The 13,061-nt window shown below is 40.0% G+C and carries 16 protein-coding genes; 14 read left to right on the forward strand and 2 right to left on the reverse strand.

Annotated elements, in window-relative coordinates; all coding sequences use genetic code 11:
- Window positions 1-62 precede the first annotated feature (62 nt).
- The 6 genes from tatC (at window position 63) to QUF86_RS17150 (ending at window position 4,729) form a co-directional block, all read left to right on the forward strand.
- Window positions 63-809, forward strand: a complete 747-nt coding sequence (tatC, locus tag QUF86_RS17125; protein WP_289316033.1) for a twin-arginine translocase subunit TatC — start codon at window positions 63-65, stop codon at window positions 807-809.
- A 152-nt stretch (window positions 810-961) separates the two neighbouring features.
- On the forward strand, window positions 962-1,207 hold the full coding sequence (locus QUF86_RS17130; protein WP_289316034.1) for a DUF2535 family protein: 246 nt from the start codon (window positions 962-964) through the stop codon (window positions 1,205-1,207).
- Between the two features lie 228 nt (window positions 1,208-1,435).
- Window positions 1,436-2,278, forward strand: coding sequence for a DegV family protein (locus QUF86_RS17135; protein WP_289334980.1), 843 nt, complete (start codon window positions 1,436-1,438; stop codon window positions 2,276-2,278).
- Between the two features lie 151 nt (window positions 2,279-2,429).
- The gene (locus tag QUF86_RS17140) at window positions 2,430-3,020 is read left to right on the forward strand and encodes an SCO family protein (RefSeq protein WP_289316036.1); all 591 of its coding nucleotides are present in this window, start codon (window positions 2,430-2,432) and stop codon (window positions 3,018-3,020) included.
- A 285-nt stretch (window positions 3,021-3,305) separates the two neighbouring features.
- On the forward strand, window positions 3,306-4,148 hold the full coding sequence (locus QUF86_RS17145; protein WP_289316037.1) for an SGNH/GDSL hydrolase family protein: 843 nt from the start codon (window positions 3,306-3,308) through the stop codon (window positions 4,146-4,148).
- On the forward strand, window positions 4,145-4,729 hold the full coding sequence (locus QUF86_RS17150; protein ID WP_289334981.1) for a YpmS family protein: 585 nt from the start codon (window positions 4,145-4,147) through the stop codon (window positions 4,727-4,729). The genes QUF86_RS17145 and QUF86_RS17150 overlap by 4 nt, the downstream gene beginning before the upstream one ends.
- Before the next feature lie 49 nt (window positions 4,730-4,778).
- Here the strand turns inward: QUF86_RS17150 and QUF86_RS17155 are convergent, their stop codons facing one another.
- Entirely contained in the window at window positions 4,779-5,522 is a 744-nt protein-coding gene (locus QUF86_RS17155) for a DUF4397 domain-containing protein (protein ID WP_289334982.1), read from the reverse strand.
- Window positions 5,523-5,710: 188 nt separating this feature from the next.
- Between QUF86_RS17155 and msrA the strand changes: the two genes are divergently transcribed.
- Window positions 5,711-6,253 carry a peptide-methionine (S)-S-oxide reductase MsrA gene (gene msrA / locus QUF86_RS17160; protein ID WP_289334983.1) on the forward strand — a complete coding sequence of 181 codons (543 nt, stop codon included), beginning with the start codon at window positions 5,711-5,713 and terminating at the stop codon, window positions 6,251-6,253.
- The gene (msrB, locus tag QUF86_RS17165) at window positions 6,243-6,671 is read left to right on the forward strand and encodes a peptide-methionine (R)-S-oxide reductase MsrB (protein WP_289316041.1); all 429 of its coding nucleotides are present in this window, start codon (window positions 6,243-6,245) and stop codon (window positions 6,669-6,671) included. The genes msrA and msrB overlap by 11 nt, the downstream gene beginning before the upstream one ends.
- 54 nt (window positions 6,672-6,725) lie before the next feature.
- On the opposite strand, the gene QUF86_RS17170 is transcribed toward msrB, so the two are convergent.
- Window positions 6,726-7,814: an SGNH/GDSL hydrolase family protein gene (locus tag QUF86_RS17170; RefSeq protein ID WP_289334984.1), complete on the reverse strand. Its 1,089-nt coding sequence runs from the start codon at window positions 7,812-7,814 to the stop codon at window positions 6,726-6,728.
- Window positions 7,815-8,123: 309 nt separating this feature from the next.
- Here QUF86_RS17170 and QUF86_RS17175 point away from each other — a divergent pair, with 309 nt between their 5' ends.
- From QUF86_RS17175 to QUF86_RS17200, 6 genes are all read left to right on the forward strand, one after another.
- Window positions 8,124-8,279, forward strand: coding sequence for a YjcZ family sporulation protein (locus QUF86_RS17175; protein ID WP_289316043.1), 156 nt, complete (start codon window positions 8,124-8,126; stop codon window positions 8,277-8,279).
- Window positions 8,280-8,637: 358 nt separating this feature from the next.
- Window positions 8,638-9,612 carry a S66 peptidase family protein gene (locus QUF86_RS17180; protein WP_289334985.1) on the forward strand — a complete coding sequence of 325 codons (975 nt, stop codon included), beginning with the start codon at window positions 8,638-8,640 and terminating at the stop codon, window positions 9,610-9,612.
- A 222-nt stretch (window positions 9,613-9,834) separates the two neighbouring features.
- A complete protein-coding gene (locus tag QUF86_RS17185; protein ID WP_289334986.1) occupies window positions 9,835-10,164 on the forward strand; it encodes a hypothetical protein in 330 nt (109 codons plus the stop codon).
- Window positions 10,165-10,346: 182 nt separating this feature from the next.
- On the forward strand, window positions 10,347-11,711 hold the full coding sequence (locus tag QUF86_RS17190; protein WP_289316046.1) for an aspartate aminotransferase family protein: 1,365 nt from the start codon (window positions 10,347-10,349) through the stop codon (window positions 11,709-11,711).
- A 2-nt stretch (window positions 11,712-11,713) separates the two neighbouring features.
- On the forward strand, window positions 11,714-12,424 hold the full coding sequence (locus tag QUF86_RS17195; RefSeq protein ID WP_289318356.1) for a CoA transferase subunit A: 711 nt from the start codon (window positions 11,714-11,716) through the stop codon (window positions 12,422-12,424).
- On the forward strand, window positions 12,391-13,056 hold the full coding sequence (locus tag QUF86_RS17200; RefSeq protein ID WP_289334987.1) for a 3-oxoacid CoA-transferase subunit B: 666 nt from the start codon (window positions 12,391-12,393) through the stop codon (window positions 13,054-13,056). The genes QUF86_RS17195 and QUF86_RS17200 overlap by 34 nt, the downstream gene beginning before the upstream one ends.
- The last annotated feature ends 5 nt before the right edge of the window (window positions 13,057-13,061 follow it).

Raw genomic sequence — 13,061 nt, forward strand, 5'->3', positions numbered from 1 at the left:
ATCGTCTTGCGCCTTTATGCTGGAACAAAGATACGGATTTTCAGATGAAGGCGTGATCAACTTTGGAAGATAAAGAATTAAATATCATCGATCATCTCGATGAATTGAGAAAACGGCTCATCATTACTGCTGTTGCTTTTTTCATCTTTTTTATCGCCAGTTTTATTTATGTTGAAGAGATTTATAATTGGTTCGTGAAGGATCTCGATTTTGACCTGATGGTATTGGGACCAAGTGATATTATCTGGATTTACTTTATGCTTTCAGGCGTCGTAGCCATTGCGGCAACGATACCGATAATTGCTCTGCAAATATGGTTATTCGTTAAACCCGCCTTGATGCCAAATGAAGTAAGAGCGACCCTTGCCTATATTCCAGCACTTTTCTTGCTTTTTGTCGGAGGGCTTGCTTTTGGTTATTTTGTCATCTTCCCGACGATTCTTCAATTTTTGATTGAATTGGGCGATGGGATGTTCATAACCAGTTTTACAGCGGATAAGTACTTTTCATTCCTACTTAATATGACGATACCTTTTGCCGTTTTATTCGAGCTTCCGGTCGTTACCATGTTTTTGACCTCCATTGGTATAATTAATCCTTATGTGCTTCAAAAGTTAAGGAAGTATGCATATTTTGTACTGGTTGTCATTGCGATCTCGATTACGCCGCCTGACTTTATGTCCGACTTTATGGTAATGGTTCCACTGCTGTTATTATACGAAATCAGCATTTCATTATCTAAAGTCGTCTATAAACGAAGGGTGAAGCGTGAAAGTTTGCGGGAAGGCAGCTACGAGGAAGGTTTATAAGAGGGGACCCATGATGGCATTTTGCCATTATGGGTTTTTGTAATGTAAGTCAAGCGTGATTTGTCCATTTTTTTATACATTTGAATATTTATACTTTTTGATTTATTGTGTATAATGTAAGCAATCGGTTAAAAATGAGGATTGATATTTTGATGTTCAAATGCTTGGAATTCAAAGATTGTTTTGGACATAAGGTCACAATTTCAGAAATACCTGTCTTACTGCCTAGTGATCCGAATTTTTTTATGTTGACCGTGCGTTTGGAAATATTTGTAAAGAAAGTTTTTGCTAATAAAGATCATAAAGAAAATTACTCATTTAAGCATTATTTAGCATCCGTACTCAAATGGCCCGTTTATAACAAGATTTTTTTTGGAAGCTTACTCAATAATGCTTAATGCGGACTGTTCCATAGCTACCATCTCCGATAAAAGAGATGCCACGAATGCCGTGCGATTCCGAAATAAAACGGCATGTGTTCAGGTTAGCTCATGGGACGGTCTTTTTTTTGTGTAATCATTTCGAAAGATGAGTATCCTTTCACTTGAAAAAAGATACCTTTAGTTTGAATGCGTACCTTGAATAGGTATAATACAATAGATATGTTAATTTAGGGATGTGTAATGATGAAAAAAGTAAAGATAGTAACAGATTCTACAGTAGATATGACACCAGAAGAACTAGAATTTTATGACATTACAATGGTTCCTTTATCTATCTTTATAGATGGAGAGACTTTTTTGGATAAGGTTGAAATCGAACAAGAAGAATTCTTGAAAAGGATGAACCAGTCAAAAGAACTTCCAAAAAGCTCACAACCAGCCGCAGGTACCTTTGTTGAGGTATATAATGAACTCGGAAAAGACGGCAGTGAGATTATTTCGATTCATATGACAGGTGGCATGAGCGGCACTGTACGTTCAGCGGAAAGCGCAGCCAGCATGTCTGAAGCGAAAGTAACCGTACTTGACTCGAAATTCATTTCGAAAGCGATGTCATTTCAGGTGATCGAGGCAGCTAAGATGGCAAAGGAAGGGAAATCCGTACCAGAGATAATCGAACGACTGGAACATATTAAAAAGCAGTCAAGTTTAATCATTGTCATTGAAACACTTGATAACCTCGTTAAAGGTGGAAGGATTGGCAAAGTTTCTGCATTTATCGGTTCACTGCTGCACATAAAGCCGATTGCACTTTTGGACGATGGTGTACTGAATCCTGTATCCAAAGCTAGGAGCCAGTCACAGGTCGTGAAGTTCATCATCAAGAAGTTCAAAGAAGATACACAAGGCAAAAAAGTTAGAGGCATTGGTTTTGTACATGCAAATGGACTTGAAATTGCGGATAAAGTCCGCCAGGCCATTGCAGAATTAACAGGGTATCAAGATATAAAGATAGAAGCAACCACTGCCGTTGTCAGTACCCATACGGGTGAAGGCGCCATGGCAATCATGTATTATTGGGATTGATATGTATAAAGTGTATGAAATTGCAGCCGCAGAGGTCTGTCATTTTTACAATTGTCTTTAATTCGTAGAAAGTGTTGCTGTTCTCATACCAAATGGTCTGTTAGAATAAATGAAGTAACAGAATATTTTATACATAAAGGACGGGGTAGGGATGAGAAAGCTGCAATTGCTTATGGCAGCTATGGGGGCATCAATCTTATTGCTGTTGACAGCATGCGGTTCCAATGGTGTACCTGATGCCAAGAATTGGGACCTTGAAGATTTTAGTTACATTGATCAGGAGGGAAAGCCTTTCTCAAAAAGCGATCTTAAAGGTAAGGTTTGGGTAGCGGATTTTATTTTCACAAGCTGCGAGACGGTCTGTCTGCCCATGACTTCCAATATGACGAAACTGCAGCAGCAACTGAAGGCTGAGGGTATATCGGATGTAGAGTTCGTTTCCTTTTCTGTGGACCCGGAAATTGACAAACCTGATGTTTTAAAAAAGTTTGGTGACCAATTTAATGTGGATTACGGCAATTGGCATTTTCTGACCGGTTATGGTCAGGAAGAAATCGAGCAGTTTGCATTGGATAACTTTAAAACAATCGTCAAAAAACCAGAAAGAGAAGATCAAGTGATTCATGGGACCAGCTTTTTTCTAATTGATCAAGAAGGAAAGATCATTATGGATTATACAGGTCTGCAGGATATTCCCTTTGAAGAAATTATTAAGCATATTAAAATTTTACAGAATTATTGAACAGGTTAAATGACCTGTTCTTTCTGTTTTCATCCATTTTTCATTCGGATTTCTTTAGCATTTTGAAAGGTGAAAAAGTGAAAATTAGTTTTTGAAGAAACAGCAGTGGTGAAGAATGATTTTACATCCTCAGTACATGCTAAATTTTATAGGACTAGCTTTTATTCACTTCATTTTTCATATTGTATAGTAAGGAATGCTCAAGATAAAAGTATGATGAAGGTATATTGTTTGCAATTTTTCGTTTTCTGCATGATATAATATATGGGTAGGAAGGTGAGGGACATGAGGTACAGAATCACCTGTCTTTTCATATGCCTAGTTTGGATTTCAGGCTGCGGTCAAAGTGAACCGGCCTCAAAGCAGCCATCTGTTCAGCAGAAAAGCATAGTTGAGCTGAGTAAAAAGGAAACCATTCCTGCCAGCTTTTTTCCAGACCCTGTGCAAATCGTTTCAATTGGCGATTCCTTGACTCAAGGTGTCGGTGATAGTAAAGATAACGGCGGGTATCTGCCTTATTTACAAAATAAGCTGGAAAAAGAACCATCGATTACTTCCGTTGAGATGATTAATCATGGCATACGTGGAAATAGGACCGACCAACTACTGAAAAGACTGGATAAGGCTAGGATTAAAGAAGACATTAAGCAAGCTGACTCGATTGTTGTCACAATCGGTGGAAATGATATCATGAAGGTCTTTAAACAGAATTTCTCCAACTTGGAACTGAATCAGTTTGATTCGGCAAAAATAGGGTATGAAAAAAGATTAAGGCAGATACTTGATAAGGTTCGTTCCGAAAATGATCATGCGCAAATTTACCTTGTTGGCGTTTATAATCCATTCTCCAAATGGTTCGCTGATTTTTATGAACTTGATATGATCATGAATGATTGGAATGAAAGCGGAAAAGAGATTATTGAAGAATATGATTCAGCCTATTTTATTGAAATAGCAGACATTTTCAAGAATTCCGAAGAGGATTTGCTTTATGCTGAGGATTATTTTCATCCAAATGACCGCGGATATGAATTAATCGCGACAAGAATCTATAATGATATGGATATTACCACAATTGGAAAGGACACGTTGGAAGCGAGTGCCAAAGGAGATGATGACCAAGAATGACAAATGTCAAATGGAAGACTTTGTTTATTTCCCTATTAGCCCTAAACATCCTGGTCATCCTGTTTGTTGTGATTTTAGTAAATCTGCCGGCTAAAGATAAAGAGCTGATTCCACAAGTAAGCCACGAAGAAGATATCCAATTTCAAGTTCACACGAATCGGGAAGACCTGACAAGATTAATCAACCAATATCTTGATAAAGAAGGATTGACGGGATCGATTCACTACGAAGTGTATTTAACGGATGAGGTAGAGTTATATGGAACAATGCCATTTTTCAATCGTGAAGTTGAAATGAAATTGACTTTTGAGCCAATTGCCCAAAAGAATGGGGATTTGGTCTTAAAACAAAAATCAATTGCTGTTGGACAAATGAATCTTCCTGTTTCATATGTAATGAATCTAATAAATGAGCGTTATAACATGCCGGATTGGGTTAGCATCAGCCCCAATGACGAAAGTATTTATGTGTCATTGCAGGATATGGAATTGAAAAGCGACATTAGGGTGAAGGCGAAAGATTTCAATCTTGAGAATGATGACATTTCATTTTTATTGACCATCCCATCATCATTACAGTAATAGTGAAATGATAAAAAACCAGGATCAATGAATCCTGGTTTTTTATCATTTATGGGGAGAGCGTTAAGGTTTCTGGAGTGGATGATTTTCGATTCAATCCGATTATATAAATGGTTGAGGATGTATTTTCTTGGAAAACATTGTTTGGCAAAGAGAGTATGATCTCTTTTGTCCCAGCTTTCCTGACTTCGAAGTCGACTATCATGGGATGTATATTAAGATAATCGCATGCTTTCCTGAAATCGAGATTTTCAAAAACGACATCTCCGTCTTTGACGGCAATATCCACTGAAGGTAAACCATGGGAAAGATGGATGAATCGGACCTTGGCTTCATTTTGAGGAACCAATGGATTATCTTCGTAAGGTGACATTTTCAACGACTCATTAGCCAAGGAAGCTGCTATGGTATAGGACTTCCCGCTTTCTAGCGCCACTTTACAGCCTAAAAGGGGTGAGGTGCTTTGCCCGCTGCGGTATATCTGCAATTGGCATATGCCAGGGGAAAGCTGTGAATAACCATTGCTTTCTTTATATGAAAGATTGTTGAGAATGCACTTTTCATTTACATAAACATCAAATGAGGGAGCTGTTGGGGAAGCGTGTACAATGCGAACTTGTGCGGGCAATATGACTTTCATTTGCTCATATCTCGATTGTTGTGTTGCCTTATTGAGACTTTTCAAATGCTTATGGTAATAATAATCATGCAGATGCGGATTACTGTATTTATAATAAGACGATAGTAAATCATAAGTACCCGCTTTTTGTAAATATGATTGTTTATCGCTCATTTCCAACACCTCACATTTTTCCATTATGGACTCATCATATGTAGTTATGCTTGGGCGTGTGTTTCCCTCCCTTAAAAGGAAAGGGGCCATTTATGTTAAAAGGGACGATCGGCATATTATTTTACAGAGCAAAATAAAAGCGTTAAAATGCATTCAATGGATTGTTTGTAAAAAAGGAGGATTTTCATTTGACAAAGCAATTAGAGAAAGCAACATTCGCAGGTGGATGTTTTTGGTGCATGGTGAAACCGTTCGATGAACAGCCTGGTATCGAATCCGTTATCTCGGGCTATACGGGCGGGACTACGGAAAATCCCACGTACAAAGAAGTTTGTTCTGAAACCACGGGACATTATGAGGCTGTGCAGATCACCTTTGATCCAAGCGTATATCCATACGAAAAAATAATCGAGTTGTTTTGGCAGCAAATTGACCCGACAGATGTTGGCGGACAATTTCATGACCGGGGAAGTTCTTATCAAACGGCCATTTTTTATCATGACGAAAAACAACGTGAAATTGCTGAAGCATCCAAAGCTAAGTTGCAGGCGAGCGGGAAATTTTCCAAACCGATCGTAACGCCGGTTATACCAGCCAAAACTTTTTATCCAGCTGAGACATATCACCAGCATTATTATAAAAAGCAACCTGAGCATTATGAAAGATATTCGATTGGCTCAGGCCGAAAAGCATTTATACAACATCACTGGGGGGAAAAGGATGAAAAGTAAAGAAGAATTAAAACAGAAACTTTCAGCGATTCAATATGAAGTCACTCAAAATAATGGAACGGAACCAGCTTTTAACAATGAATATTGGAACTTGAAGGAGGAAGGATTATATGTGGACATAGTTTCAGGTAATCCTCTTTTCACTTCAAAGGAAAAGTTCGATTCAGGCTGTGGTTGGCCAAGCTTCACTAAACCGCTAAAAGAAGAGGAAGTGGTGGAAAACCTCGATACGAGTTACGGTATGAGAAGAATCGAGGTTCGCTCAAAAACTGCCGATTCTCATCTGGGCCATGTCTTTAATGATGGGCCTGGACCATCAGGATTACGGTATTGCATCAATTCTGCCTCATTGAGGTTCATCCCGCTCCAAGATCTTGAAAAAGAAGGATATGGAGAATACAAAAAGCTTTTTGATTGAATGGAAAACCCCCTATCAGATAATGATAGGGGGTTATTTAATATTGGGTAGGATTCAATCGGTAATGATCGATGCTATCCGGACATATGGGATGGTTGTAAGCTCCATTGCTTTACTTCTGCCAGTCACCTCAAAACGGACCGTATGAGAACCTGGAGGAAGCCCATTAGCGATAAATAAATATCTTTCACGGGCAAAGGGCCACCACGTATTCAAAGTGGTGATTTCATTTCCATCGATCCATACATCTACTTCCCCGCCATCGGGACTCCTAAGCAGTCTCACACCAAGCATAGTTCCTTTGAAGTTATATTCAATCACACTGCCCTTTACACTACTAGTGAAATAGCCGCCCCTTTGACGGAAACCTTTCATTTTTTCATAGTGTTCAATTTCGGATAATTCAAATTCTGAATGGTCATGAAGCTTAGATGGCAGGCCTGAAACAGTCTTCCCGCGTTCTATATTATCCAGGAAGCGTTCGTATATTTCATTAGCATAAAATTTATAACCTAGCCCATTTGGATGAATCAAATCTCTGGTCAGCTGTTTTTCCGTATATCCAGAATGCTTGAATATTGGACGCATATCCACATTAGTTGCACCATAATGTTTGGATAAAAGTACGATGGCTGACGCAAATTCCTCATATTTCAAGGAACTCTCTGTTATTGTGAACAATTCAGCATTAGGGTGGAGTCCTTTTGCCTTTCTGATTAAAGCTTCATATGTCATGGTAAAATCATCGACATTCATATATTTACGGTCATTTTCACCGAAAACGAAGAAAATCAAATCTTTATGGTCAGGCTTCTTTCTTTGGGAAAGCTTAAATAGACCTTCAAAAGCAGTGGATCCGCTTTGGACCACGTATTCTCCGTGTAAAGGAACATCATTGGTTTCGATCAACTTATTTTCTAACTGTTTGAACCATGTTAGATTAGGGTTTTCAGCTCCCGACCCTCTTCCGATACTGTCACCAATAACGAGATACTGAATGGGCTGGCCTGTTTGGAATTTTTGATAAACATTTATCGAATCATCCGATCCATATGATTTAGGAGCTTTTTGAAGGATATAGCTGATTAGAAGGATCGTGGCGATTGCAGCGAAAGGGATGAAGGATTTTGCGTTCTTTTTCAATTATGTTCCCCCGTATTAACCTTTTATGTATCTATATTGGCATGAGATAGCGTAAAGAGGCTAAGAATTGTTTTTTTCTTATTATATCCCAATTTTAAAGTAACACAATAAATACGAAACGTTTTATTGACGTTTTTTCATGGCTACTCTTGGTGTTTCACCTATTGAATGTTTAATGGTGATGAAGGTGTTTTTCGATAAGTTTTTTCTTAAATCCAAAAAAATAGGCAAATACACAGACCGAGGCGGGCTTATTGACATATGGTAAGGTGTAAAGAGAAATCAGAATTCTAAAAGGAGTGAAACTTAATGTACGGATATGGTGGAAATGTTCCAGGACCAGGTTACGGTTATGGTGGCGTCGGTGGATTTGGTGGAGGTTGCTGCGGATTTGGATCAGGCTTCGCATTAATCGTTGTCTTGTTCATTCTGTTGATTATCATCGGTGCTTCATTCTGTTGCTAATTGAATAACTAAAGAGACCAGTTTATAAAGCTGGTCTTTTCTTTATGTAAGGATTTGGTGGTTTGACGGGGGCCTTTTTAGAATCCATAGTGATTACTGATAAGACATGGATAAATACAGTGTAATCATGGGACAGGCGATACATAACGATTCCTGGCACAACGGGAATGAAGAGAGGATGCCATTGGTGGGTAGAACGAGGCCAAAGGATCTATAAGGAAATCATGATCCCAGTTTTGATGTAAGAAAGGTCGATAAGAGAATGGGTTGAGTGGCAGTCCTTAAGAGTCTTGATTTTTCTTTGTTCAACATTTCTGCTAAAATAACGAAAGATGTATTAATTTAGGGGGATAAAGATATGAAACCTTCCCGTTTACAAGCTGGGGATGAAATTCGCGTTATTGCTCCTTCAAGAAGCTTGGCGATTGTCAAAGGGGAACAACGCAGATTGGCAGAAGAAAGATTGATTGAGCTTGGTTTTAAAGTGACATATGGTAAAACGGCTTTGTTCCATGATGACTTTTTTTCGAATTCGATTGAAGACCGGATCGAAGATTTACATGAGGCTTTCAGGGATCCGAATGTTAAGGGAATCTTTACAGCCATCGGGGGGTATAACGCTAACCAATTGTTACGATATATCGACTACGATTTGATTAAGGAAAATCCAAAAGTGTTGATGGGTTATAGTGATATAACCGCAATTTTATTGGCCATTCATAAAAAAACAGGCCTAACTACATACTCAGGTCCTCATTTCTCGACGTTCGGGATGAAGGCAGGTCTGGAATATACGATGGAATATTTTAAAAAGGCTGTAATTGAAAGTGAAGGCTTTTATCTTGATCCAAGTGAAACGTGGAGTGATGACTCTTGGCATTTAGAACAGGATGACCGAACTTTCCACCCGAATGCTGGTTATATGGTCATTCAGGAAGGGGAAGCGGCTGGGACGATCATTGGGGGAAATCTTTGCACACTCAATCTATTACAAGGTACTGAGTTTATGCCGTCTTTAAAGGATAGTATCCTTTTCATTGAAGATGACGAAGAAAGTCATCCATTCAGTTTTGACCGGGATTTACAATCCTTGCTACATCAGCCAGAGGCAACTGGGATTAAAGGAATCATCATAGGCCGTTTCCAAAATGATTCGGGGATGACCGAATATGCTTTGCATGAAATCATCGCTGGCAAAAAGGAGATAAATGGCATACCCGTGATCGCTAATGCCAATTTTGGTCATGTTCATCCATTTGTTACGGTGCCGGTTGGTTCAAAAGCAATAATGAAGGTAAAGAACGGAAAAGCGACGATTCAGATAAATTCATGACACAGTTTGAAGACGCCGTTCAAAAAGTGGACGGTATTTTAATCTGTCGGGATTTGGATAAATGTATTTTACATTTTGCTGTGTTTTAGGAGCCTTTCCTCTAATCAGCACCTGAAAATTGTCCTATTTTACAAGCATTATTAGGGAATATGAGTCTAATAGTTCAAATTCTATATTTTTCTGATATAATACTAAGAGATTTAAAATAGAAAAGGTGATTATGTGTTATTAACAATTCCCGCATCCATTCGTTTAGAAGGGGCTTTGACCGAGTATAATAAAAAAGGCCGTGTGAGCCATACATGTTTCGTTTGTAACGGAGACACTTCTAATGGTGATGCAAGCAACTTGAACTACTATAAGTTAGGAACTAAAAAAGTTTGTCATTCCTGCATGAAAAATGTTTTGCGTCATCCTTCTTTAAAAGAGTATGAATATCTACATACTTCAGTTATCGATAAAACTGCTTTTTATAAAAATGTGCTGGCTGTTTTAAAGGATGAAAGTTTTTTGGAGTCAATTCGTGAAAAAGAACTAATTAGCGCATTGTAAGAAAAAAGTGTATCTCTCGCGGATACACTTTTTTTGTCGCCTTTTTTTGGCCGATTCACCAGGAAACCCAAAAATTCATCCGTTTATTTGCTTAGGTCAATTTCCTTAGCAAGATTGCGTTCATCTGGACATACACTTTACTATATTGCATTTGTTTTTAAAGAGAAGGAGAGTGTGGGCTTATGGAGCAGTCTTCATTGATCAAGCCGGTCCTGGGAGGAGCCTATCCGACTATCAGTCATGGTCAAGGAGTGTTTTTATACGACAAAGAAGGTAAGGATTACTTGGATGCTTCCTCAGGTGCTGTTACTGCCAATATTGGCCATGGGGTCCAGGAAATCATGGAGGCGATGGTAAAACAGGCTAAACTGGTTTCATTTGTATATCGTTCCCAATTTACCAATGATGCTGCAGAGAAACTTGCCGGAAAAATTGCTGAATTGACCAAAGGGGAACTGACCTACAGCTTTTTTGTAAACAGCGGCTCCGAAGCAACTGAAACTGCCTTGAAGATAGCCATTCAGCATTGGCAGGAAAAAGGGAAGCCCAAGAAACAGAAAATCATATCGAGGTGGATGAGCTACCATGGCATCACGATGGGGGCTCTTTCAATGTCTGGGCATCCGATTCGCCGAGAGCGATTTACCCCTTTGCTTGAATCATATCCTTCTGTATCTCCTCCATATTGTTATCGGTGTCCACTTCAACTTGATCCCCATTCGTGCGGAATGGCCTGTGCTTCGGAATTGGAAGCATCCATCCGGCGTATTGGCAGTGAAAATATAGCGGCTTTCATCGCAGAACCTGTTATCGGGGCAGCTGGAGGGGCGATTGTCCCTCCTGATGGTTATTTTCGAAAACTGAAGAAAATCTGTGAAGAGAATGATATTTTATTCATTGCTGATGAAGTCATGACTGGATTTGGACGTACCGGTAAGATGCTTGCCTCAGAATATTGGGATGTGGAACCTGATATCGTAACATTTGGTAAAGGCATGAGTGGGGGGTATACCCCGATAGCCGCCACAGTAATGACCAAAAACGTGATGGAGCCAATAATGAAAGGCTCGAAGTCAATTATCGGAGGACATACGCTTAGTGCCAATCCATTATCGTGTGCGGTATCTTTAGCGGTTTTAGAATATGTCGTAAGGAATGATCTTGTCGAAAAATCAGCCGATAGAGGGAAGGACCTGATTAGGGGGCTGAAGAAGTTAGCAGGGAAGTATTCCTTTATCGGTGATATACGTGGCAGAGGTTTATTGATTGGCGTCGAATTTGTCCAGGATAAAGCCACAAAGGCCCCATTTCCGAAGGAGGCCGATGTGACCAATAAAATCATTGAATTGGGAATGAGGAATGGGATACTCCTATATCCCGCAGCAGCAGGCCTAGACGGTGTAACCGGGGCAGCCATCATCATCTCCCCGCCGTTAACGATTTCGGAAGAGGAGTGTGCAGAATTGTTAATGAGGGTCGATATAACTTTTCGGCAATTTAATGAATCCATTGGTAAACGGCCATCACACCAAGGAAGTGAGTCGTAGTGTTGGAAAATACATTCCAGAAGATTTGTCGTTTGGAGGATGTCCTCCATCTCTTTAAAGATAATCAGTCCATCCTGTATGGGGGATTCGGTGGTATAGGGACACCTCCGGGATTGATCAATTTGATTTTGGAGTCAGGTATAAAGGATTTAACCTTGATTGGGAACGATACAGGTTTCCCCGATATTGGTATCGGAAAACTGGTCACCCAACGCCGTGCAAAAAAAATCATCGTTTCCCATATCGGTTCCAATCCAAATGCAGGACTATTAATGAACAATGGGGAACTCGAAGTGGAGTTCTCTCCGCAAGGAACACTTGTCGAACGCATCCGGGCTGGAGGGATGGGATTAGGTGGGGTATTGACTGATATAGGAATTGAAACCGATATCGTCCGGGACGGCAAGCAAACCGTAAAGCTAGGTAAGAAAAATTATCTGGTGGAACCTGCATTAACAGCAGATATCGCCATTGTTTACGCAGAAATGGCAGATCCTTATGGAAACCTCATCTTTGATAAAAGCGCCAGGAACACGAACCCACTCGTAGCTGCGGCCGGACAAATCACAATCGTCGAAGCCATGCAAATCGTTCCGCTTGGCTCTTTGGATCCAGAGAGCATCATTGTGCCGGGTGCCTTTGTGGATTATATCATTCCATCAAAAGGAGTCGATTGGAAATGGGTTTGGGAACCGAAGATAGAAATCGAATAGCGAAACGGGCAGCAGCAGAAATAAGCGATGGGATGCTGGTCAATTTGGGAATTGGCATTCCATCGCTTGTACCCAATCATCTTTTGAATGACCATAAAGTTATGTTTCATGCTGAAAATGGTCTTGTGGGGATTGGCAGTTCTCCTGAAATGGGAAAGGAAGATGCACATCTTTGCAATGCCGGGGGACTACCGATCACCATAAGACCCGGGGCTTCCTACTGCGACAGTACGGTTGCATTTGGGATGATACGGCGCGGGAGGGTGGATATCACGATTCTAGGAGCCCTTCAAGTGAGTGAAGTAGGGGATCTCGCTAATTGGATTGTCCCGGGAAAGAGGGTGCCAGGCATGGGTGGTGCCATGGAACTAGCTGCAAAGGCAAAAAAGGTCATCGTATTAATGGAACATACCGATAAAGCGGGCATGTCTAAATTAGTCAAAAAATGTACGTTGCCGTTAACTGCCAAGAAATGCGTACATATGATCATCACTGAACTGGGCGTGTTTTCTGTAAATTCCGAGGGTCTCCTCTTAACAGATGTATTTGATACGTCCGGTATTGAGGAAATCAGGAATCGAACTGAAGCCTCGTTTACCGTCTCTGAAAACATCCATATTTTAAAAGAATGAGAGAG

Source organism: Peribacillus sp. NJ11 (genome assembly GCF_030348405.1).
GTDB lineage: Bacteria > Bacillota > Bacilli > Bacillales > DSM-1321 > Peribacillus.

Excerpts from the sequence above, each read along its gene's own strand:
- QUF86_RS17130 (WP_289316034.1), top strand. The coding sequence starts at position 962 with ATGTTCAAATGCTTGGAATTCAAAGATTGTTTTGGACATAAGGTCACA.
- QUF86_RS17135 (WP_289334980.1), top strand. The coding sequence starts at position 1,436 with ATGAAAAAAGTAAAGATAGTAACAGATTCTACAGTAGATATGACACCA.
- QUF86_RS17140 (WP_289316036.1), top strand. The coding sequence starts at position 2,430 with ATGAGAAAGCTGCAATTGCTTATGGCAGCTATGGGGGCATCAATCTTA.
- QUF86_RS17145 (WP_289316037.1), top strand. The coding sequence starts at position 3,306 with ATGAGGTACAGAATCACCTGTCTTTTCATATGCCTAGTTTGGATTTCA.
- QUF86_RS17150 (WP_289334981.1), top strand. The coding sequence starts at position 4,145 with ATGACAAATGTCAAATGGAAGACTTTGTTTATTTCCCTATTAGCCCTA.
- QUF86_RS17155 (WP_289334982.1), bottom strand. The coding sequence starts at position 5,522 with ATGAGCGATAAACAATCATATTTACAAAAAGCGGGTACTTATGATTTA.
- msrB (WP_289316041.1), top strand. The coding sequence starts at position 6,243 with ATGAAAAGTAAAGAAGAATTAAAACAGAAACTTTCAGCGATTCAATAT.
- QUF86_RS17175 (WP_289316043.1), top strand. The coding sequence starts at position 8,124 with ATGTACGGATATGGTGGAAATGTTCCAGGACCAGGTTACGGTTATGGT.
- QUF86_RS17180 (WP_289334985.1), top strand. The coding sequence starts at position 8,638 with ATGAAACCTTCCCGTTTACAAGCTGGGGATGAAATTCGCGTTATTGCT.
- QUF86_RS17190 (WP_289316046.1), top strand. The coding sequence starts at position 10,347 with ATGGAGCAGTCTTCATTGATCAAGCCGGTCCTGGGAGGAGCCTATCCG.
- QUF86_RS17200 (WP_289334987.1), top strand. The coding sequence starts at position 12,391 with ATGGGTTTGGGAACCGAAGATAGAAATCGAATAGCGAAACGGGCAGCA.